General features: G+C 71.4%; 22 protein-coding genes. 14 read left to right on the top strand and 8 right to left on the bottom strand.

The annotated features are described in order from the left end of the window. Positions 1 to 29 precede the first annotated feature (29 nt). Complete coding sequence (gene tsaE, locus DEJ16_RS04650; protein WP_110824436.1) at positions 30 to 485, top strand: tRNA (adenosine(37)-N6)-threonylcarbamoyltransferase complex ATPase subunit type 1 TsaE; 456 nt, start codon at positions 30 to 32, stop codon at positions 483 to 485. A 394-nt stretch (positions 486 to 879) separates the two neighbouring features. Here tsaE and DEJ16_RS15690 read toward each other — a convergent pair whose 3' ends face one another. From DEJ16_RS15690 to DEJ16_RS04630, 5 genes are all read right to left on the bottom strand, one after another. Next, positions 880 to 1,044, bottom strand: a complete 165-nt coding sequence (locus DEJ16_RS15690; RefSeq protein WP_181419461.1) for a hypothetical protein — start codon at positions 1,042 to 1,044, stop codon at positions 880 to 882. Next, the gene (locus DEJ16_RS04645) at positions 1,041 to 1,640 is read right to left on the bottom strand and encodes a dihydrofolate reductase family protein (RefSeq protein ID WP_110824212.1); all 600 of its coding nucleotides are present in this window, start codon (positions 1,638 to 1,640) and stop codon (positions 1,041 to 1,043) included. The genes DEJ16_RS15690 and DEJ16_RS04645 overlap by 4 nt, the downstream gene beginning before the upstream one ends. A gap of 65 nt (positions 1,641 to 1,705) precedes the next feature. Beyond that, the gene (locus DEJ16_RS04640) at positions 1,706 to 2,314 is read right to left on the bottom strand and encodes a hypothetical protein (RefSeq protein ID WP_110824211.1); all 609 of its coding nucleotides are present in this window, start codon (positions 2,312 to 2,314) and stop codon (positions 1,706 to 1,708) included. Positions 2,315 to 2,504: 190 nt separating this feature from the next. Then, positions 2,505 to 3,575, bottom strand: a complete 1,071-nt coding sequence (locus DEJ16_RS04635; protein ID WP_110824210.1) for a CU044_5270 family protein — start codon at positions 3,573 to 3,575, stop codon at positions 2,505 to 2,507. Continuing rightward, positions 3,568 to 4,113 (bottom strand): RNA polymerase sigma factor, encoded by a 546-nt coding sequence (locus DEJ16_RS04630; RefSeq protein ID WP_181419460.1) that lies wholly within the window; start codon positions 4,111 to 4,113, stop codon positions 3,568 to 3,570. The genes DEJ16_RS04635 and DEJ16_RS04630 overlap by 8 nt, the downstream gene beginning before the upstream one ends. Before the next feature lie 152 nt (positions 4,114 to 4,265). Between DEJ16_RS04630 and tsaB the strand changes: the two genes are divergently transcribed. The 4 genes from tsaB to DEJ16_RS04610 all read left to right on the top strand — a co-directional run bounded on the left by tsaB (position 4,266) and on the right by DEJ16_RS04610 (position 7,504). Beyond that, a complete protein-coding gene (gene tsaB, locus DEJ16_RS04625) occupies positions 4,266 to 4,886 on the top strand; it encodes a tRNA (adenosine(37)-N6)-threonylcarbamoyltransferase complex dimerization subunit type 1 TsaB (RefSeq protein WP_110824208.1) in 621 nt (206 codons plus the stop codon). After that, positions 4,883 to 5,422 carry a ribosomal protein S18-alanine N-acetyltransferase gene (gene rimI, locus DEJ16_RS04620; RefSeq protein WP_258365823.1) on the top strand — a complete coding sequence of 180 codons (540 nt, stop codon included), beginning with the start codon at positions 4,883 to 4,885 and terminating at the stop codon, positions 5,420 to 5,422. The genes tsaB and rimI overlap by 4 nt, the downstream gene beginning before the upstream one ends. Then, the gene (gene tsaD, locus DEJ16_RS04615) at positions 5,409 to 6,464 is read left to right on the top strand and encodes a tRNA (adenosine(37)-N6)-threonylcarbamoyltransferase complex transferase subunit TsaD (RefSeq protein WP_110824207.1); all 1,056 of its coding nucleotides are present in this window, start codon (positions 5,409 to 5,411) and stop codon (positions 6,462 to 6,464) included. Before rimI ends, tsaD begins: the two co-directional genes overlap by 14 nt. Before the next feature lie 98 nt (positions 6,465 to 6,562). Further along, positions 6,563 to 7,504: a DUF4190 domain-containing protein gene (locus tag DEJ16_RS04610; RefSeq protein ID WP_110858032.1), complete on the top strand. Its 942-nt coding sequence runs from the start codon at positions 6,563 to 6,565 to the stop codon at positions 7,502 to 7,504. A 113-nt stretch (positions 7,505 to 7,617) separates the two neighbouring features. Here DEJ16_RS04610 and DEJ16_RS04605 read toward each other — a convergent pair whose 3' ends face one another. Beyond that, the gene (locus DEJ16_RS04605) at positions 7,618 to 8,820 is read right to left on the bottom strand and encodes a class I SAM-dependent methyltransferase (RefSeq protein ID WP_110824205.1); all 1,203 of its coding nucleotides are present in this window, start codon (positions 8,818 to 8,820) and stop codon (positions 7,618 to 7,620) included. A 158-nt stretch (positions 8,821 to 8,978) separates the two neighbouring features. Between DEJ16_RS04605 and groES the strand changes: the two genes are divergently transcribed. Together groES and rarD are read left to right on the top strand one after the other, a co-directional pair. Further along, positions 8,979 to 9,275, top strand: a complete 297-nt coding sequence (gene groES, locus DEJ16_RS04600) for a co-chaperone GroES (RefSeq protein WP_110824204.1) — start codon at positions 8,979 to 8,981, stop codon at positions 9,273 to 9,275. A gap of 123 nt (positions 9,276 to 9,398) precedes the next feature. Beyond that, entirely contained in the window at positions 9,399 to 10,352 is a 954-nt protein-coding gene (rarD, locus tag DEJ16_RS04595; RefSeq protein WP_110824203.1) for an EamA family transporter RarD, read from the top strand. A gap of 249 nt (positions 10,353 to 10,601) precedes the next feature. Here the strand turns inward: rarD and DEJ16_RS04590 are convergent, their stop codons facing one another. Then, positions 10,602 to 11,939: an ABC transporter substrate-binding protein gene (locus tag DEJ16_RS04590; protein WP_110824202.1), complete on the bottom strand. Its 1,338-nt coding sequence runs from the start codon at positions 11,937 to 11,939 to the stop codon at positions 10,602 to 10,604. Between the two features lie 249 nt (positions 11,940 to 12,188). Here DEJ16_RS04590 and DEJ16_RS04585 point away from each other — a divergent pair, with 249 nt between their 5' ends. Then, positions 12,189 to 13,007, top strand: coding sequence for an SDR family oxidoreductase (locus DEJ16_RS04585; RefSeq protein WP_110824201.1), 819 nt, complete (start codon positions 12,189 to 12,191; stop codon positions 13,005 to 13,007). Positions 13,008 to 13,092: 85 nt separating this feature from the next. Here the strand turns inward: DEJ16_RS04585 and guaB are convergent, their stop codons facing one another. Next, complete coding sequence (guaB, locus tag DEJ16_RS04580) at positions 13,093 to 14,595, bottom strand: IMP dehydrogenase (RefSeq protein WP_110824200.1); 1,503 nt, start codon at positions 14,593 to 14,595, stop codon at positions 13,093 to 13,095. A 363-nt stretch (positions 14,596 to 14,958) separates the two neighbouring features. Between guaB and DEJ16_RS04575 the strand changes: the two genes are divergently transcribed. The 6 genes from DEJ16_RS04575 to DEJ16_RS04555 all read left to right on the top strand — a co-directional run bounded on the left by DEJ16_RS04575 (position 14,959) and on the right by DEJ16_RS04555 (position 20,791). Beyond that, complete coding sequence (locus DEJ16_RS04575) at positions 14,959 to 16,287, top strand: branched-chain amino acid ABC transporter permease (protein WP_110824199.1); 1,329 nt, start codon at positions 14,959 to 14,961, stop codon at positions 16,285 to 16,287. 12 nt (positions 16,288 to 16,299) lie between these two features. Beyond that, positions 16,300 to 17,286 carry a branched-chain amino acid ABC transporter permease gene (locus tag DEJ16_RS04570; protein WP_110824198.1) on the top strand — a complete coding sequence of 329 codons (987 nt, stop codon included), beginning with the start codon at positions 16,300 to 16,302 and terminating at the stop codon, positions 17,284 to 17,286. Further along, complete coding sequence (locus DEJ16_RS04565) at positions 17,279 to 18,241, top strand: ABC transporter ATP-binding protein (protein WP_110824197.1); 963 nt, start codon at positions 17,279 to 17,281, stop codon at positions 18,239 to 18,241. Before DEJ16_RS04570 ends, DEJ16_RS04565 begins: the two co-directional genes overlap by 8 nt. 134 nt (positions 18,242 to 18,375) lie before the next feature. After that, positions 18,376 to 19,101 (top strand): ABC transporter ATP-binding protein, encoded by a 726-nt coding sequence (locus DEJ16_RS04560; RefSeq protein ID WP_258365862.1) that lies wholly within the window; start codon positions 18,376 to 18,378, stop codon positions 19,099 to 19,101. Between the two features lie 340 nt (positions 19,102 to 19,441). Continuing rightward, entirely contained in the window at positions 19,442 to 19,618 is a 177-nt protein-coding gene (locus DEJ16_RS15685; protein ID WP_181419459.1) for a hypothetical protein, read from the top strand. Positions 19,619 to 19,672: 54 nt separating this feature from the next. Then, on the top strand, positions 19,673 to 20,791 hold the full coding sequence (locus tag DEJ16_RS04555; protein WP_110824195.1) for a GuaB3 family IMP dehydrogenase-related protein: 1,119 nt from the start codon (positions 19,673 to 19,675) through the stop codon (positions 20,789 to 20,791). The last annotated feature ends 63 nt before the right edge of the window (positions 20,792 to 20,854 follow it).

Raw genomic sequence — 20,854 nt, 5'->3', positions numbered from 1 at the left:
TCGACACCACGGTGGACACGACGGAGCAGATGGGCGCGCTCGGCGCACGGCTCGCGGCGGTCCTGCGCGCCGGTGACCTCGTCGTGCTGACCGGGCCGCTCGGCGCCGGCAAGACCACGATGACCCGCGGCCTCGGCGCAGCACTCGGGGCGCGGGGGCAGGTGTTGAGTCCGACGTTCGTGCTCGCGCGCACCCACCCGACGACGGCCGGACCGGACCTGGTGCACGTCGACGCGTACCGGCTGTCCGACCCGGTGGAACTCGACGACCTGGACCTCGACTGGGACGGCTCGATCGTCGTCGTCGAGTGGGGCCGGGGCATGGTCGACGGGGTCAGCGACAGCGTCCTCGACGTCGAGATCGTCCGCGCGACCGGCGGTGCCGTCGGGGCCGGGGACGACGTCGACCCCGACGACGTCCCGGACGAGCCGCGCCGCGTCGTCGTCACCGGCAGCGGCCCGCGCTGGCAGGGCATCACCCTCTGACCCGCGTCCCGTCCCGGGACGGGTGTCCGCGCCGGGTCCCCGGCGTCCGCCGGACGGGAGGCCCGTGAACCGCACCGACGTCCGTGACGTCGGGCGGGCCTCCCGTCCGGGGCACGCGGAGATCGGCCAACTCGCTCGAAACGCTTGGGTATCGAGCGCAGACGGCGTAGCGTCGCCCGCGCTACACCGCGGACCCTGGCCGCGGATGCCCGATCCCTGTTCCCGGGCTGACCTCGTCGTGACCACGCGTCGTACCCGACGGCGTCGTAGCGCGAGGGCGCTCGTCGCGGAGACCCGAACCTGCCGCGAGCGCCCTCGACCCTCGCCCGACGGGTCCGACGGGTCCGACGGGTCCGACGGGTCCGACGTCCGGGTCGTGGGGGCGCAGGGCGCGTCAGCGGCGCTGGCGGCCGAGCAGCACGATGCCGAGCAGCACCAGTGCCGACACGACGAGGACCACGGTGACGAACAGCCCTGTCACGTCGGTCGCGCCACCGTCGTCGCACGGCACGGCATCGGACACACAGGACGCCGCGGCGTGCAGTACGGCCGTCGTCACGCGGACGCTCCCCGGACCGCGTACCGGTGCAGGGTGACCCCGTTGTCGAACGCGCGCTGTTCGAGGAGGTCGAGCAGCAGGGGCGCCGGGACCGGCTCGTCGAAGAGCGGTCGACCGCTGCCGAGGACCGCGGGGTGCGTGTACAGCAGGAGCTCGTCGACGAGCCCCGCGGCGAGCAGCTGCGTGGCGAGGGTCGCGCCGCCGACCGCGATGTCCCCCTCGGACTCCTGCCGCAGGGCCGCGAGCTGTGCGATCGCGTCGTCACCGCCGATGACCCGGGTGTGGTGGTCGGCCGTCGTCCTGGTCCGCGACACCAGGACCTTCGGGATGTCGGTCCAGATGTGCCCGAACTCGCGGAACCACTCCGGCAGCGAGTCGTCGTCGCGCGCGTCCGGCCAGAACGGGTCCATCATGTCGCGGACGACGCGGCCCTCGACGAACATCGTCATCGCGCGGGCACGGTCGTTGAACTCGCGGTGCAGGGGGCCGTCGATGTGGAGCCAGTCGGGCCCCTCGAGGCCGCTGTGGTCGCCGCGGTCCCGTTCGATGAGCAGGTCGAGCGAGACGTTCATCCAGTACACGAAGCGCGCGGGCATCGGGACTCCTCCGTCGATGGCGGAACGGTACCGCCGAGCACTGCGCTCGGCAAGAGACCGATCGGTCAGGGCCGACCGGGTCGGCTCCGCAGCCCGCAGCTGCGCCGCTCGAGGTCCGCGAGGGCCGCGATCGTCGCCGGGTCCCGCTCCCGCCACCGGTCGACGACACCGGGGCCGAGCGCGGTCACGGCATCGCGCCCGACGAGTGCCCGGAGTGCCAGGACCTCGGTCCCGTCCGGTCCACGGTCGACCTCGCGGGTGGCGGTCGCGGCACGGACGAACCGCCCACGGGTGCGCGTCCAGACGAGGAGCAGGACCACGACGAACACGACGGTGAGGCCGCCGCCGACGAGGTGCGCCAGGTGGACGGCGGTGTCGTGCTGCTGCGCTCCCGCGGCCGCCACGGCGCCGGCGTGCTCGCTCGCCCTCCGCAGGGGCGCACTCACGGCGTCACCGGCGAGGGGGATGTCCGCGAGGGCCCGTGCGGTCGCCGACAGCTGCCGCTGGAACGCCGAGCCCTCGTCCTGCACCCGGGTGCCGATGGACGCGAGCCGTTCGATCGAGCCGGCGACCTCCCTGCCGACCACCACGGCGAGGACCAGACCGACGAGGACGAGGAGGTCGGCGACGACCTGACGGACACGTCGGACCGGTCGGCTGTCGTACACGACCATCACGGGCCTCCTGTCCGGGTCGACCGGTGCCGGACGTGGCTGGTCGGTCGACGTCCCAGTCTGCTGGTGCCGCCTGTGCTCCCGGTCCGTCGGACCGGTCCGGGCACCGTTCGCACCCAGCGACAGTCCGTGGGTCTGGAGCTCCGTGGTCTGTCGCCGACAGCGAACCGGGCCTCCGGCACCGCGCCGCTCAGGGCACGACGTCCACCGGTGCGGTCCGCACGGCGACCGAGTCGATCACCGCCCCGGCCGGGATGCTGCCCGTGCGCTGTGTCTGTACGGTCCGCTCGCCGAGGTAGGTGCCGGACGCCCGGTCGATGATCACGTCCTGGCGTTCCTTCCCCGTCCGCGCCGGCAGTCCGATCGCGGTTCCGACCCGTCCGTCGAGGGACGCCTGCTCCTCGGTCACGACGATGCCCGGCAGGGTCGCCAGGGCCTCGTACATGGCGGCACGGAGGTCGGCGGGCACCAGCCCGGTGCGGAGGAGCCAACGGACGGTGTCGAAGACGTGCTCCGCGTCGGTCGTGTCCACCGGGCGAGGTGCGGCGTCGATCCGCCGCACGAGCGCGGCAGGGTCCCGGGGCAGGCCCTCGATGTCCGTCACGGCGATGGTCCCCGGACGCACACCGCCGAGTTCCCCGACCGTGAAGTCGCCGCCGGCAGCGCGCTCCCACTGCGGGTCGTCGCGGTGGGCCTCGGTCGCGTAGTCGTCCGCCGCGGCCTCCCGAGCGGCCGCTCCGCCGTAGAAGGTCGTCGCCGGCTCGGACCAGCTCTCGCGGACCCAGGTGTCGGTCACGTCCGCGGGCACCCACGTCGTGCTCGTCCGCCGTGCCAGGTAGCCCTCGTCGTAGTGCTCGCCGTCCGACGACGCGTACCCGAGTGCCCGCTCGGTCTCCACGACCCGCGTGTACGAGCCGACCGGTGCCCTGTCCGCCGCGGCCGCACGGGCCGCCTCGTGCAGGGTGGCCGCGGCAGCGCGGTCCGGTGACGACCAGTGCGTGGTCCCGATGCCGGTGGCGACCAGCACGCCGGCAGCGACGACCGCGGCACCGGCGACCAGGACGGGGCGGAGCCGATGACGCCGACGGACGGGAGGAACGGTGCTGGCCGCCGCGGCGCCTTCCGTCGACGGGGCGGTCGCCGCCGCCTGCGCTGCTGCGTCGAACCGGTGGCGCGCACGGTCGAGGGCAGCTTCGAGGACCTCGGGCGGTACGTCCTCCCGACGCAGCGGACGGAGAGCGGCGAAGTCGTCGTCAGACATGGAGGGGTCCGTTCAGGGGGTCGGTGGCACCCGGGACAGCGCGGAGGGCCGTGCGGGCGCGGTTCAGTCGGGAGCGGACGGTACCGACGGGGACGCCCGTCGCCTCCGCGATCTGCTCGTAGGTGAGCTCGGCCCAGGCGTGCAGCAGCACGGTGTCCCGGACGGCGGGGCGCATCCGGTCGAGTTCCCGGACCACCGCCTGCACGGCACGCTGTACGTCGACGCGGTCACCGGTCTCGTCTTCGAAGTGCTCCGGGGCGGCGGAACGGGACATGGCGCGCTGTGTCCGGCGTTGCGATCGCCAGTGTCGGCTGAGCAGGTTCGTCGCGATGCCGAACAGCCACGGCAACGGCTCCTGCCGCTCGGGGTCGAACGAGTTCCACCGCACCAGGGCCGTCACGAACGTCTCGCTGAGGATGTCCTCCGCGGTCTGCAGGTCGGTCCGGCGGGCGAGGTAGCGCAGGATGCGGCGTCCGTGCAGGTCGAACTGGCGACCGAGCTCGTCGGCGGCGTCTGGCGGGGGATGGTTGCTGGGCACGGTAGGTGTTGCCCGATCCTGGTCGGGGAGTTCCATCTTCGTCCTTGCCGGCGGGCACGGTCCTCGCTGAGCGACAGTGTTCGCGGCCGCTGCCCCGCGGACCGTCGCTCAGCACGAACGGCCCGTCACGGCACCGCGCCTACGATGGACGGGTGCTGCTCGCGATCGACACCTCCGCCGGGACCTCCGTCGCCGTCGTCGACCCGACGACCGGGCAGGTCCTCGCCGAGCGCGCGACCGACGACACCCGCCGGCACGCCGAGGTGGTCGGCCCGTTCCTCGACGAGGTCCTGCGCGCCGCCGGGGTCAGCCCGTCAGCCGTCACGGGCGTCGTCGCCGGCATGGGTCCCGGCCCCTTCACCGGCCTCCGCGTCGGGATCGCCGCCGCCCGCACGTTCGCAGCCGCACGCGCCGTCCCGTTCCTCCCGCTCGTCAGCCACGACGCGGTCGCGACGGGGGAGCCCGGGCCGCTCGTCGTCCTCACCGACGCTCGTCGCCGCGAGGTCGCCTGGAGCGCCTACGACGCCGACGGCACGCGCGTCGCAGGTCCGGGACTCGCGAAGCCGGCGGACCTGGACGACGTGCTGCGGGCCTCGCGTCCGGAGGCCGTCGACTGGCGGCGCGTGACGGCCGCGACCATCCCGGCCGGGAGGCTCGGGGTGCTGGCCGCGGACCGGCTCGCCTCCGGCGCACCCCTGGCCGCCGACACCCCGGTCTACCTGCGCGAACCCGACGTGACGATGCCGGGAGCGCCGAAGCGGGTGGCCCGGTGACCGCCGTGCTGCCCGACGGACTGCGGCTCCGTCGTGCGCACCCGCAGGATCTCGACGACGTCATGTGGCTCGAGCAGGTCTCGTTCCCGACCGATGCCTGGTCGGCCTCGCAGATGTCCGGTGAGCTGCACTCCCCGCACGGGTACTACGTCGTCATCGAGACCACCGACGAGGACACCGCACCGACGGTCGTCGGGTACGCCGGCCTGTCCTCGCTGCCCGGCAACCCGGTCGCGGACGTGCAGACCATCGCGGTCGCGGCCGAGCAGCGCGGCAAGGGCCTCGGCCGGGTGCTGTTCACGGAACTCCTCGACGAGGCACGTCGCCGCGGGGTGCACGAGGTGTTCCTCGAGGTCCGCGCGGACAACCCCGTGGCGCAGGCGATGTACACGGCGGCCGGGTTCGAGCAGATCGCCGTCCGGCCGCGGTACTACCAGCCCGACGGCGTCGACGCGTGGGTGATGCGCGCCGAACTCGTGCCGGACGCCACTCGACCCGGACCGATCGGACAGGAGGCGCTCGATGACCGCGGCTGAACCACTGGTGCTCGGCATCGAGACCTCGTGCGACGAGACCGGCGTCGGCATCGTGCGCGGGACCACCCTGCTCGCGAACGTCATCGCGTCGAGCATGGACGAGCACGCCCGCTACGGCGGCGTCGTGCCCGAGGTCGCCGCACGGGCGCACCTCGAGGCGATGACGCCGACCCTGCACCAGGCGCTCGAGCAGGCCGGGGTCACCCTCGACGAGCTCGACGCCGTCGCCGTCACCGCCGGGCCGGGGCTCGCGGGCGCGCTCATGGTCGGTGTCGGCGCGGCGAAGGCGCTCGCCGTGGCGACCGGCAAGCCGCTGTACGGCGTGAACCACCTCGTCGGGCACGTCGGCGCGGACGTCCTGCGCACGGACGGCTCCGAGATCGAACTCCCGACCGTGGCGTTGCTCGTCTCGGGCGGCCACACCTCGCTCCTGCTCGTCCGGGACCTGGTCGGCGACGTGGAACTGCTCGGCGAGACGATCGACGACGCCGCGGGTGAGGCGTTCGACAAGGTCGCCCGGCTCCTCGGCCTGCCGTACCCCGGCGGACCCCAGATCGACCGCGCGGCAGCCGAGGGCGACCCGACGGCCATCCGGTTCCCCCGGGGTCTGACGCTGCCGAAGGACATGGCGGCACACCGCTACGACTTCTCGTTCTCCGGACTGAAGACCGCCGTCGCCCGGTGGGTCGAGCGCTGCCGAGACGAGGGTCGCGAGGTCCCCGTCGCCGACGTCGCCGCGAGCTTCCGCGAGGCCGTCGTCGACGTCCTGCTGACCAAGGCGCTCGCCGCCTGCCGGGACACCGGTGTCGAGCGGCTGCTGCTCGGCGGCGGGGTCGTCGCGAACGCGCGGCTGCGGCAGGTGGCGGAGGAGCGCTGCGCTGCAGCCGGGGTCGCACTGCGGATCCCGCCGTTCGACCTCTGCACCGACAACGGCGCGATGATCGCCGCCGTCGGTGCGCTGCTCGTCACCGAGGGGCACGCCCCGAGCGACCTCGGCATCGCGGCGGACTCGACCCTGCCGGTCACCACGGTCCAGGTCTGACGGGCGCCGGCCCGGGCCGCTCCCGCTCCTGAACGACGCAGGGAGCCGTGTGGGAGGATCGGTGCCGGTGGTCGACCGGCCACCGGGAGGGGTGACACGTGTCCGATCAGAACGACCGATCGAAGCCGGACGAGACGCCGGACCAGGCGTCGGGTCAGGAGTCGAGCCAGCCTGCGGCGTCCGCGTCGACCGATCCGGAGCGCGGGCACGACCCGGCGTCGCGGGACCCGTTCGCGTCCTCCGGCCAGGGGTCGGCAGCGCAGGGTGTCACGGACCCGGCGGGCGACCCGAGCGGACGTGCGGCCTCCTCCGGGCAGTCGACCAGCGCGCAGCAGAGCCCGTACGCGACGCCCGGCCAGTCCGGGTCGCACGCGGCGTACGGCTCGCAGGCGGGCCAGTACGGCTCGCAGAACCAGTACGGCGCGCAGAACCAGTACGGCGCGCAGCAGGCCGGCTCGAACCAGTACGGCTCGCAGCAGGCCGGGCAGGGCCAGTACGGCTCGCAGAACCCGTACGGCGCGTCGAACCCCTACGGCGGGCAGAACCCCTCGGGGTCCCAGGGCCAGTACGGCGGACAGAAGGCCTCGAGCCAGTCGCCCTACGGCCAGCAGCCCCACGGCCAGCAGCAGTACGGCCAGCAGTCGTACGGCGCCCAGCAAGGAACCGCGGCCGGCTACAACCCGTACGCGGCCTCGAGCCCGTACGCCTACGGGCAGCAGCAGAAGACGAGCGTGCTCGCGATCCTGTCGATCGTCTTCGCCTTCGGCGGACTCCTGTTCGGGCCGCTCACCATCCTGACCAGCCCCGCCGGCGCGATCATGGGGCACGTGGCCCTCGGACGCATCAAGCAGACCGGTGAGCAGGGGCGCGGCCTCGCCCTCGCCGGCATCATCGGCGGCTGGATCATCACCGCGCTGGCCGTGATCGGCGTCGTGGGGTTCATCCTGTTCGCGGTCTTCGCCGCCCAGAACCCGAACTACGGGGGCTACGACGACTACAACGGCTACGACACCAGCAGCACGGCCGTCGTCATCGCCTGACCTGCTCGCGTGCGGCTCCGCAGGACGACCGCACCGGACGACGACGGGGCACCGCCACCACGGCGGTGCCCCGTCGTCGTGTGTCGCGCAGCGCAGCGCAGCACCCGGACCGCTCAGCCGGCCATGTCGGTGAGGCGCTCGCACAGGACGGCGGTGTGGCGGCCCTCCAGTCTGGTGAGCACGAGCGTGACGCGACCACGCCCGCGCAGTCGCAGGCGCTTGCGGAACTCGGCCGGGTCCACGTCCACCCCGCGCTTCTTGATCTCGACGGTCCCGATGTCGTCCGCCGCCAGTCGTGCCGCCAGCCGCTTGACGTCGAGCGGCATCGTGTCGAGCACGCGGAACCCCTGCGCGAACGGTGTCCCGACCGCCCGGTCACTCGTCACGTAGGCGATGCCCTCGGAGAGCATCCGGCCGTCGATCGACCGCGCCAGGTCCCCGATGAGCCGGGCACGGATGACGGCGCCGTCGGGTTCGTAGAGGTACGCACCGAGAGGCCCGACCTCGACGTCCTCGGCGTCGGCGGCTCCCGTGAGTTCGGCGATGCCGTGCGGACCGATGACGGTCGCTGCCCGTCGGACTCCGGGACGGGCGAGCGGACCGAACCACAGGGCGAGTTCGACGACCTCGCGGTCGACGGACGTCCACTGCGCCTCGGCGGTGTCGGGGATCAGGTCGCGGTCGATGCCCGGGCCGAGCTTCACGCCGGTCGGGGTCGTCGTCGCGGCGGCGAACACGGTGTCGAGCGAGGGCGACCAGTCGTCCGGGTCGGCGAGTCGTCGGGTGTCCGAGTGCCCGCTCGTCCGCCGGGCCGGGTCCATCCAGACCCCGTCCACGGAGCTGACGTCGAACGTGGCGGCGTCCCCGAGCTCGACGCGGGCGTTCGGCCACGGTGCGAGGTTGTGCGTCGCGACGGCCGCGGTCACCTCGTCCCGGTCGACGGCGGCGACGTCGAGGTCGAGCGCCGCCATCGCGAGCGCGTCCCCGCCGATCCCGCAGCCGAGGTCCGCGACCCGCTGCAGGCCGGCGGCGGCGAAGCGTCCGGCGTGCTGCGCGGCCACCTGCAGCCGCGTGGCCTGTTCGAGCCCGGCCTCGGTGAAGAGCATGCGCGCCGCGAAGTCACCGAACTTGCCGCGGGCCTTCTGCCGGAGCTTCGCCTGGGTGAGGACCGCCGCGACGAGTGCGGGGTCGTGCCCCTCGGCCCGGAGGCGGGACACCACCCGGACGATCTCGCCGCCGTCCGAGACCGAGGGCGTACGGTCGAGCAGGTCCATCCCCGCCGGGGTCAGCAGCTGGGTCAGTTCGGCGGCGTCCATGCCCCGATCCTCCCAGGTGCGGGCAGAGCGGGGCGCGCTGGCACTCGGATTGACCGAGTGCCAGTGACGTCCTACAGTTGGGGTTGGCACTCTCCCCAGGGAAGTGCCAACCCGGTTTTCGTCAGTACCGAACACGTACCGAGAAAGAAGAGGTCACCGTGGCCGTCAGCATCAAGCCGCTCGAAGATCGCATCGTCATCCGCCAGGTGGAGGCGGAGCAGACCACCGCTTCCGGTCTGGTCATCCCGGACACCGCGAAGGAGAAGCCCCAGGAGGGCGAGGTCGTCGCCGTGGGTCCGGGTCGCATCGACGACAACGGCAACCGCGTGCCGCTCGACGTCGCCGTCGGCGACAAGGTCATCTACTCGAAGTACGGCGGCACCGAGGTCAAGTACTCGGGTGAGGACCTCCTCGTCCTCTCCGCCCGCGACGTCCTCGCGGTCATCGAGAACTGACATCTGCTCCACGAACGCCCCGTCGGCCTGGCCGGCGGGGCGTTCGTCGTCCCGGGGACGCCACGACCGCCGGGAGGCCCGGGTGCGCCCGCGTCCGTCGGTCCGCCTTCCTAGGATGGTTCCGTGAGTGAACCGAGTCCCACGCGTCCGGCGCGCAGCGAGGCATCCGTCGGCGTGGTGCAGGCCCTCGTCGCGTACGGGCTCTGGGGACTCATGCCCCTGCTCTTCGCGGCCATGGCCCCGGCGGGCGCGTTCGAGATCGTGTCGTGGCGGATCGTCTTCGGCCTGGTGTTCTGCGCCGTTGCCATCCTCGCGACCCGCTCGTGGCTGCGCACCCGGTCCCTGCTCGTGCAGCCGCGGGTGATGGGCATCATGGGCATCGCCGCCGGGCTCATCCTGGTGAACTGGACCGTGTACGTGCTCGCGACCACCACGGGGCACACCGTCGAGGCGGCGCTCGGCTACTTCATCAACCCGCTCGTCACGATCGCGCTCGGCGTGGTGGTCCTCCGCGAACGCCTCCGACCCCTGCAGTGGACCGCCGTCGGCGTCAGCGTCCTGGCCGTCGTCGTCATCGCGGTCGGGTACGGACGGATGCCGTGGATCTCGCTGGCGCTGGCGTTCTCGTTCGGGACGTACGGTCTCGTCAAGAAGCGCGTGGGCGGCACGGTCGACGCACTCAGCGGGCTGACGATCGAGACCGTGTGGTTGCTCCCGCTCGCGGTGGGGGCGCTCGTCGTGCTCGGCGTCACCGGGCTCGGCGGCGGGGTCACGTTCACGAGCGAGGGCTGGGTGCACACCCTCGTCACGGTGCTCACCGGGCCGGCGACCGCGGTGCCGCTCCTGCTCTTCGCGTCCTCGGCCCGTCGGGTGAGCCTGTCGACCCTCGGGCTGACGCAGTACCTCGCACCCGTGATGCAGCTGCTCGTGGGGGTGCTCGTGCAGCACGAGCCGATGTCGGTCTCGCGGTGGATCGGCTTCGGGATCGTCTGGTCGGCGCTCGTGCTGCTCACCGTCGACTCGTTCACCGCTGCGCGGCGGGGTGCGCGACCCGACGCCGTACCCGAGCCGGCCTGAACTGACGGGGGCGGGGCGGGCCTCCCGGCCGGCGAGCGAGTCGCGCCTGCGGGACGCGCCTGTCTGTCCCTGACGCCGCTTCGATGTCGAGACGCCGCGTTGTTCCGCGTCGTCTCGACCGTTCGGCGGCGTGACGTGCTGACGCCGGTGTCTCCGCGCTCCCGCCCGCAGCCGAGCCGCCCGCATGCCCCGCCCACGCGAACGGCCCCCGGGAGCAGCTGCTCCCGGGGGCCGTCGGTCGTGCGGGTGTTACTTCGAGACCGAGCCCTGGATGGCGCTCTGGTACACGGGCTTGTTGTCGCCGTCGAACTTGTAGATGCCGATGTAGGCGCTCGACGGGTCGTTCTTGGAGTCGAACGGACCGATGCCGGACGGGCCGGTGTAGTGGATGTCCTCACCGTCGTCGAGGAGGTCCTTGCAGTCCTTGAACGTCGAGCACTCGGTGCCGCCGTCGGCCCCGGAGACCGCAGCCATGTTGGCCTGGATCGTGCCGGAGTCGGTGCCCTTGCCCTTCACCGCGGCGAGGGCGGCGAGGGTGGTGGCGTCGTAGGACTCGGCCGCGTACGAGAAGTCGGCGAGGTCCTTGTTCGAGGACTTCTTGTAGAAGTCGACGAGGCGCTTCTTCAGGTCGTCCTTCGGGCTGGCACCGGGGATGGTGCCCTGCGCGCCCTCGAGGGTGCCCTTGTCGAAGTCCTTCGAGTAGTCCGCCGTGTTGCCGTCGGACATGTAGATCTTCGCCTTGTTCCCCTGCGAGACGAGCTCGGGGATGATCGACTTCGTCTCGTCGAAGGCCAGCACGACGATCGCGTCGGGCTCGGTCGCGAGTGCCGCGGTCACCTCGGACGAGAACGTGGTCTGTCCGGGCGGGAACTCCTGCCCCTTGCCCTTGGCGCCGTAGACGACCTGGCCACCGGCGGACTCGACGGCCTCCTGGACGGAGTTGCGGAGGCCGGTGCCGTACGTGTCGTTGAAGACGAGGAACGCGACCTTGGCGTTGCCGTCACCCGTGACGAGCTGGCCCAGCGCGGAACCCTGGACGGAGTCCGGCGGAGCGGTGCGGTAGTAGTGCGACGAGTAGCCGGACAGGTCGGTCGCCGTGTTCGCCGGCGAGATCTGCACCATGCAGTTGCTCGTGAGCTGGTCGATCACGTTGAGCGTGACGGAGGACGACTCGGCACCGATGACGACCGGGACCTTCGCGTCCACGAGCTTCGTCGCGGCGGAGCTCGACACGGTCATGTCGTTGCTGTCGCCGGAGTCGGTGGCGGGGTCGATGGTGACGTCCTCGTCGAGCACACCACCCGCGGCGTTGATGTCCTCGACGGCGAGGCCGACGCCGGACTCGGCCGGCGGGTTGAGGTAGGCCAGCGACCCGGTCAGCGGCAGGATCGTGCCGATCTTCAGCGGGTCGGTGCTGGGCGACGAGGGGGCCTCGCAGCTCGCGGCCGGGTCCTTCTTCGCGCCGCCGGCCTTGGCCGACTCGGACGCGCCGTCACCGGCGTTGCTCGAGGTGGAGCAGCCGACGAGGAGCACCGCTGCCGCTCCCGCCAGTGCCAGCGCCGTGGTGGCGCGGGTGGTTCTGATCATCCGTGGAACCCTTTCTCTGCGCGGAGGCCCTACCGCATCGGGTCGAGCGCGGCGTCTCCGCGTGGGATTGAGGAGAAAACTAGGGTCGATGTGTTTCGCCCGTGTGACGGAAGTACACGCCTGGGTGTTTCGTTACATACCCGTGACACTTCTGAGCGGCCTCACCGGAACCCCTGATCAGGAGTCCGTCCGGACGGTCTCCGTGGTCCCGGATGGTCGTCCTGGAGGCCCGGCGTACGTTCCGCAGACATGAGCGACACATCTTCCACCACCGTCTTCCGGCCCACGCGGGCCATCGTCACCGGCTCGGAGTCGGGCATCGGCAAGGCCACGGCCGTCGCGCTGGCGGCCGCAGGCATGGACGTCGGGATCACCTACCTGTCGGAGCCCGACCGGGCCGAGGAGACCGCGGCCGAGGTCCGCGCCGCCGGGCGACAGGCGTACGTGGCGCAGCTCGACGTGACCGACCTCGAGCGGGCGGGCGCGGTCATCGACGGCCTCGTGTCCCAACTCGGCGGGGTCGACGTCATCGTCGCCGACGCGGGCACGGGCGACAACGCTCCGTTCCTCGACCTGACGCTCGACCAGTGGCGGCACACCGTCGCGACCGACCTCGACGGGGCTTTCGTCACGATCCAGGCAGCCGCTCGTCGCATGGTCGCGCAGGGCACCGGCGGCCGGATCATCGGCATCACGAGCGTGCACGAGCACCAGCCGCGGTACGGCTCCAGCGCGTACGACGCCGCGAAGCACGGGCTCGGCGGCCTGCTCAAGACGATCGCGATCGAGCTGGCGTCGCACGGCATCACCGCGAACGCCGTCGCACCGGGGGAGATCGCGACCCGGATGACCGGCGCCGAGGACGAGGACCCGCACACGATCTCCCGTCCCGGGGTGCCCCTCGGCCGTCCGGGCAACGCGTGGGAGATCGCGGCCGCCGTGGCGTTCCTGGCCTCGCCCGCGTCGTCGTACATCACTGGCGTCTCGCTCCCCGTCGACGGCGGCATGCTCCAGATGGGCCCGCACGGCGGCAGCCACATCACGTCGGACGACTGGCGGAGCGCGTAGTCCCGGACGAAGCGACGAGGGCGGCCCCCCACAACGGTGTCTCGTTGCGCGGGGCCGCCCTCGTCGTGTTCTGTCGAACCGGGGGTCAGCCGCGGTAGTTCGGCGCCTCGACGACCATCTGGACGTCGTGCGGGTGCGACTCCTTCAGCCCGGCCGCGGTGATGCGGACGAACTTGCCGCGGGCCTTCAGCTCGGGGATCGTCCGGCCGCCGACGTAGAACATCGACTGCCGCAGCCCGCCGACGAGCTGGTAGACGACGTTGCCGACCGAGCCGCGGTAGGGCACCTGGCCCTCGATGCCCTCGGGGATGAGCTTCTCGTCCGAGGGGACGTCCGCCTGGAAGTAGCGGTCCTTCGAGTACGACGTCTTCTTGCCGCGGGTCTGCAGCGCCCCGAGGGAGCCCATCCCGCGGTACGCCTTGAACTGCTTGCCGCCGACGAACACCAGGTCGCCCGGGGACTCGTCGGTGCCGGCGAGGAGCGAGCCGAGCATGACGGTGTCCGCGCCCGCGACGAGGGCCTTCGCGATGTCGCCCGAGTACTGCAGGCCGCCGTCGGCGATGATCGGGACGCCGGCCTCGCGTGCGGCGAGGGAGGCCTCGTACACGGCGGTCACCTGCGGCACGCCGACACCGGCGACGACGCGGGTGGTGCAGATCGAGCCCGGGCCGACGCCGACCTTGACGGCGTCGACACCGGCGTCGATGAGCGCCTGCGCACCGGCACGGGTCGCGACGTTGCCGCCGATGACGTCGATGCCGTCGAACGACGAGTCGGCCTTGATGCGGCGGACCATGTCGAGCACGCCTTCGCTCTCGCCGTTCGCGGTGTCGACGACGAGCACGTCGACCCCGGCGTCGCGGAGGGCCTCGGCGCGCTGCCAGGCATCGCCGAAGAAGCCGATGGCGGCACCGACGCGCAGTCGGCCTTCCTCGTCCTTCGTGGCGTCCGGGTACTTCTCGCTCTTGTCGAAGTCCTTGACGGTGATGAGCCCGCGGAGCTTGCCGTCGGCGTCCACCAGCGGCAGCTTCTCGATCTTGTGCTGCGCGAAGATGGCGATCGCCTCTTCGGGGTCGATGCCCTCGAGCGCCGTGATGAGCGGGGCCTTCGTCATGACGTCACGCACGAGCGTGCTCGACATCTCGAACGGTGCGACGAAGCGCATGTCCCGGTTCGTGATGATGCCCACGAGCGTGCCGTCGGCCTCGACGACCGGCAGGCCGGAGACGCGGAACTGCCCGCAGAGCGCGTCCACGTCGGCGACGGTGGCGTCCGGGCTGGTGGTCACCGGGTTGGTGATCATGCCCGACTCGGAGCGCTTCACCTTGTCCACGTAGGCGGCCTGGTCCTCGATGGACATGTTGCGGTGCAGGATCCCGATGCCGCCCTGGCGTGCCATGGCGATGGCCATGCGCGACTCGGTGACGGTGTCCATGGCCGCGGAGAGCAGCGGCACGTTGACGGAGATCCGCTTGGTGAGCCGCGACGTCGTGGACGCCTCGCTCGGGATGACGTCGGTGTGCCCCGGCAGGAGCATGACGTCGTCGTACGTGAGTCCGATGAATCCGAACGGATCCGGCTGGTCCATGGGTCCCCTTCGTGGGCGAGGTGAACGGGTGTCAGTACCGGGAACGCACCGGTGGGCTCTCGATGGGACATGGTAACGCGCGCGACGCAGGCGCCATTCCTGGGGGCGGGATCGGTCGCTGTACCGGCCGGACGGGAGGCTTGTCCGCTGGAACGCAAATCGACTCGCCTGTGCAAGGTCACGGTTGCGGCACGATTTGTGCAGGGAACGTGCCGGAAACACGGGGGACACAAAAAATCCCTAGGGTCCTCGACTATCCGAACGAGAGGCTCATCCGTGGGTTCCATCACTCCGCCGGGGTCAGCGCTGGCGCGCCGACTCCGCCGCGGGGCACCAGGCCGTCGTCGCCTGGTCCTCGCCGCCGTGCTCTTCCTCGCCTTCCTGGCCACCTTCGCCGTCGACGTGGTGCTCTCGCCCGTCGCCGGCGCAGCGACCAGCAGCCCCTCCGCCAGCAGCGCACCGGCGAGCACCGGGCCCTGCGTGGTCAGCACGACGAACGGCTGCATCCAGGGCACGATCCTCGACTCGGAGCGGGAGCCCGCCGCGGGAGTCGACGTCGACGTCACCGGCCCCGGCTCGTTCACGGGGTCCTCGACGACGAACGCCGACGGCCGCTGGTCGGTCAGCATCTCGGAGGCCGGGCCCTACACGGTCAAGGTCGACCAGGACTCGCTGCCGAAGGGGCAGTACCTCACCGACGCGAAGGACGCCGAGCGCACCGTGCAGGGCAACCTGAACGCCAACGCCGGCACGATCTTCCAGCTCTCCGACCAGGAGGGCGCGACCACCGACACCGGCGCCACGAGCGTCACCGCGGCACGGTTCTGGCAGCAGTTCGCCTCCGGCATCCGCCTCGGACTCCTCATCGCCCTCGCCTCGATCGGCCTGTCGCTCATCTACGGCACGACCGGCCTGTCCAGCTTCTCCCACGGTGAGCAGGTGACCCTCGGTGGCCTCCTCGCCTACGTCTTCGCGAACCAGCTCGGATGGAACATCTGGCTCGCCGGGCTGGTGACCGTGCTGCTCTGTGCCGCGACCGGGTACCTGCAGGACGCGGGCATCTGGAAGCCCCTGCGGAAGCGCCGGATCAGCCTCACGCAGCTCATGATCGTGACGATCGGTCTCTCGATCGCCGCCCAGTACGCCTTCCAGTACTTCTTCGGGGCATCGACCGTCCGCATCCAGCAGGGCAACCCGGAGACGGTGACGTTCGCCGGCATCACGCTGACGGTGCAGTCGTACGTCGCGATGGGGATCGCGCTCGTCGTGCTCGTCGGCACGGGGCTGTTCCTCGGGAAGACGCGCTTCGGACGTGCCACCCGTGCGGTGTCCGACAACCCGGCGCTCGCCGCGGCCTCGGGCATCGACGTCGACCGCGTGATCCGCTTCGTGTGGACGCTCGCCGCCGGTCTCGCCGGTCTGTCCGGTGTGATGCTCGGCCTCGTGCTGAACGGCGTGAACTGGCAAACCGGTCTCCAGCTGCTGCTGCTCATGTTCGCCTCGGTGACCCTCGGCGGTCTCGGGACGGCCTACGGCGCGCTCGTCGGCTCGATGATCATCGGCATCGTCGTGGAGCTCACGAACCTGGTGCTGCCCGGTGACTTCAAGTACGCCACCGCCCTCGTCATCCTCATCCTCATCCTGCTGTTCCGGCCGCAGGGCATCTTCGGCCGTGCCGAGCGGATCGGCTAAGGGAGCACCCGCATGGACTACATCCTCACCCTGCTCACCTCGCTGACGCAGGAGGCCCTCGCGCCGACGACCGCGGCGTTCGCGCTCGCGGCGATCGGCCTCAACGTGCACTTCGGGCTCACCGGCCTGGTCAACATGGGCCAGGCGGCGTTCCTGCTGCTCGGTGCCTACGGGTTCGCGATCTCGATCTCGAACGGCTTGCCCGTCGGCCTCGCGGTGCTCATCGCCCTGGCCATCGCGATCGTCTTCGCGGTCATCCTCGGCATCCCGACCCTGCGGTTGCGCGGGGACTACCTGGCGATCGTGACGATCTCCGGTGCCGAGATCATCCGCATGGTCGGCCGATCGAGTCTGCTCACCGACACCACCGGTGGCTCGAACGGCATCACCGGCTCGAGCTACCGCGAGCCGTTCAACGCGCTGAGCTTCCTTCCCGACGGCACCACGACCATCCTGTGGTTCACGTACTCGAACAACGGCGTCAACGGCTGGTGGATCCGCATCGTCGGCTGGGGCCTGGTCGCCCTGTTCACCCTCGTGCTGTTCCTGCTCATGCGCAGCCCGTGGGGCCGTGTGGTGAAGGCCATCCGCGAGGACGAGGACGCGGTCCGCTCCCTCGGCAAGAACGTCTACTCGTACAAGATGCAGGCGCTCGTCTTCGGTGGCGCGCTCGGTGCCCTGGCCGGGGTCATCTACGTCCTGCCGAGTTCGGTGCAGCCGGACGCGATGGGCCGCTCGATGACCTTCTTCATCTGGACGGCGCTCATCCTCGGAGGCGCGGCGACGGTGTTCGGACCGGTGCTCGGCGCGATCCTGTTCTTCGTCGTCCGTCTCTTCATCCGCACGCTCGCGGGTGACTTCATCCCGAACTCGATCATGAGCGCCCAGCAGGCCGAGCAGTTCTCCTACGTGCTGGTCGGTGTCGCGCTCATGCTCCTCATCGTCTTCCGCCCACAGGGACTCCTGGGGAACAAGAAGGAGCTGACGTTCAGTGTCTGAACCCACCGGAACCACGCCCGGCGTCCCCACCGCCCTCACCGCGGTGCAGCACGCCCCCGGTTCGCCGAAGCCGGACGCCATCCTCACGGTCGACAACATCAGCCGCCGCTTCGGTGGCATGACCGCGGTCGACGTGGACCACCTCGAGGTGCAGCGCGGTGCCATCACGGCCCTCATCGGGCCGAACGGCGCCGGCAAGACCACCTTCTTCAACCTGCTCACCGGCTTCGACAAGCCGACGAGCGGCAAGGAGGCCCGCTGGCAGTTCAACGGGAAGACGCTCGGCAACACCGGGGCCGCGAAGGTCGCCCGCGCCGGCATGGTCCGCACGTTCCAACTGACGAAGGCGCTGTCGCGCCTCACCGTGATGCAGAACATGCTGCTCGGCGCGAAGGACCAGCCGGGCGAGAACTTCTTCGCCGCGCTGGTCAGCCCGCTGTGGCGGAAGCGTGAGCAGGAGATCACGGCGAAGGCCGAGGACCTCCTCGCCCGCTTCAAGCTCCTCGAGAAGAAGGACGACTACGCCGGATCGCTCTCGGGCGGCCAGCGGAAGCTCCTCGAGATGGCCCGCGCGCTCATGTCCGACCCGACGATGATCATGCTCGACGAGCCGATGGCCGGCGTGAACCCGGCGCTGACGCAGTCGCTGCTCGGGCACATCCAGTCCCTCCGCGACGACGGCATGACGGTGCTCTTCGTCGAGCACGACATGCACATGGTCCGGCACATCTCGGACTGGGTCGTCGTGATGGCCGAGGGCAAGGTCGTCGCCGAGGGCCCGGCCGCCACCGTCATGGACGACCAGGCCGTGATCGACGCCTACCTCGGCGCCCACCACGACACCGACCTCGGTGACGACTCGCTCCTCACCGAGGAGACCTACGAGGAACTCGCCGACGAGGTCGCAGAAGAGGACGCGGCGGACGCCGCCGACGAAGGGAAGGCGACCCGATGACGGACGCGACGAACGGCACCGGCGCGGACCGGGCCTCCAGTGCGGAGCCGGCAGCGGTGGCCGTCACCCCGGGCAGCACGACCCCGCGTGCCGCGACCGGCGGGGCCACCGCGGTGCAGGACCGCGAGCCGGTCATGCGTGCCGACAACCTCGTCGCCGGCTACCTGCCGGGTGTCAACATCCTCAACGGGTGCGACCTGGTCTGCTACCCGGGCGAGCTCATCGGCATCATCGGCCCGAACGGCGCCGGCAAGTCGACGCTCCTCAAGGCGCTGTTCGGCCTCGTGAACATCCGCGAGGGCTCGGTCACGCTGCAGGGCGAGGACATCACGAACCTCAAGGCGAACAAGCTCGTGCAGGCCGGCGTCGGCTTCGTCCCGCAGACGAACAACGTCTTCCCCTCGCTCTCGATCGAGGAGAACCTGCAAATGGGGCTGTACCTGCGCCCGAAGAAGTTCGCCGAGCGGCTCGAGGTCATCTACGACCTGTTCCCCGTGCTCGGACAGCGCAAGGGCCAGCGCGCCGGGTCGCTCTCCGGTGGTGAGCGGCAGTCGGTCGCGATGGCGCGGGCGCTCATGATGGACCCGAAGGTGCTGCTGCTCGACGAGCCCTCCGCTGGCCTGTCGCCGGTGCGGCAGGACGAGACGTTCATCCGCACCCGCCGCATCAACAAGGCCGGCGTCTCCGTGATCATGGTCGAGCAGAACGCCCGCCGGTGCCTGCAGATCTGCGACCGCGGCTACGTCCTCGACCAGGGGCGGAACGCGTACTCGGGCACCGGGAAGGAGCTCGCCGACGACCCGAAGGTCATCGAGCTCTACCTCGGAACGCTCGCCAAGGACGTCGACGCCACGAAGTAGGGTCGTCGACACCGCGGGTGCCGCTGTGGGGGCAGCATCCGCGACGGACGGGGCCGTGCTGGCTGCGCTTGCGCGCCGCACGGCCCCGCTCTCGTGCCGCGGGGCGGACGCCGGGGTCGGAACGGGACACCCGGTGTCTCCCGGAGACGCCGGTGTCGCATCGAGACGCCGGTGTCTCACCCGAGACACCGCCGGAGCGGTGAGACGCCACCGGTTCCGGCGGCGTCTCACGCACTCGGCGGCGTCTCGCGCAGACGCGCGTGTCCGCGGGAGCGACCCCGTGCCTCCCGTCCGGCCGGGAGGCCCGTCCCGCCTCCGGCGCGTCGGGTACCGTTCCAGCGTGGAACGCTTCTCGGCCCGGGCGATGGACGCCCTCGTGTGGGTGGTGTTCGTCGTGCTCTTCGTCGGCGCGGCCCTGCTCGTGAAGGTCGCCGCCGCACTCCTCGTCGTGCTCATCGTGCTGGCGCTGCTGCTCGGGCTCACGCTCCGGGTGCTCCGCCGACGTCGCACGCGCTGACCCGCCGACCGTCCGGCCGTGCCACCCGGACACCCCGCCCGGTAGGGTTGCCGGGTGAGCGAAGTCGAGATCGGTGCAGGCAAGCGCGGACGTCGGGCGTACGCGTTCGACGACATCGCGGTGGTCCCCTCGCGGCGGACGCGTGACCCGCGGGACGTCAACGTCCAGTGGTCGATCGACGCGTTCACCTTCGAGTCGCCGATCCTGTCCGCGCCGATGGACTCCGTCGCCTCGCCCGCGACCGTCATCGAGATGGGGCGTCTCGGCGTCCTCGGGGTCCTCGACCTCGAGGGCCTGTGGACCCGCTACGAGGACCCGGAGCCGTACCTCGCCGAGATCCGCACGCTGACCGACGGCAACGTCACGAAGCGCATGCAGGAGATCTACGCCGAGCCGGTCAAGGCCGAGCTGATCACCCGCCGTCTGGCCGAGATCCGCGCCGCCGGCGTCCCGGTCGCCGGCTCGCTCAGCCCGCAGCGCACGCAGGAGTTCTCGCAGACGGTCGTGGACGCCGGTGTCGACCTGTTCGTCATCCGCGGCACGACGGTCAGCGCCGAGCACGTGTCGCAGAACACCGAGCCGCTCAACCTCAAGAAGTTCATCTACGAGCTCGACGTCCCGGTGATCGTCGGCGGTGCCTCCACCTACACGGCGGCCCTGCACCTCATGCGCACCGGCGCCGCGGGCGTGCTCGTCGGCTTCGGCGGGGGCGCGGCGTCGACCACGCGCGCCGCGCTCGGCATCCACGCACCCATGGCCACCGCGGTCGCCGACGTCGCCGGCGCTCGTCGCGACTACATGGACGAGTCCGGCGGGCGGTACGTGCACGTCATCGCGGACGGCGGTCTCGACACCGCCGGGGACGTCGTCAAGGCGATCGCGATGGGGGCCGACGCCGTCATGCTCGGCACCGCACTGGCCCGCGCGGCAGAGGCCCCGGGCGGTGGCTTCCACTGGGGTGCCGAAGCGCACCACCCCGAGCTGCCCCGCGGCCGTCGCGTCGAGGTCGGCACCATCGGCTCGCTCGAGAGCATCCTGAACGGCCCGACCCCGTCGTGGGACGGCCGCGCCAACCTGGTCGGCGCCCTGCGTCGGTCGATGGCGACGACCGGGTACTCCGACGTCAAGGAGTTCCAGCGAGTAGAAGTGGTCGTGGCGCCCTACCACCGCTGACGCGGTGCGCCCGTGGACGATCCGCGGGCGCTGCTCCGGCGCCGGACGGCGATGGAGGCGATC

The sequence above is a fragment of the Curtobacterium sp. MCJR17_055 genome (genome assembly GCF_003224335.1).
GTDB lineage: Bacteria > Actinomycetota > Actinomycetes > Actinomycetales > Microbacteriaceae > Curtobacterium.
The sequence above is the reverse complement of the archived record's forward strand: the minus strand, read 5'-3'. Positions and strand labels throughout refer to the sequence as shown.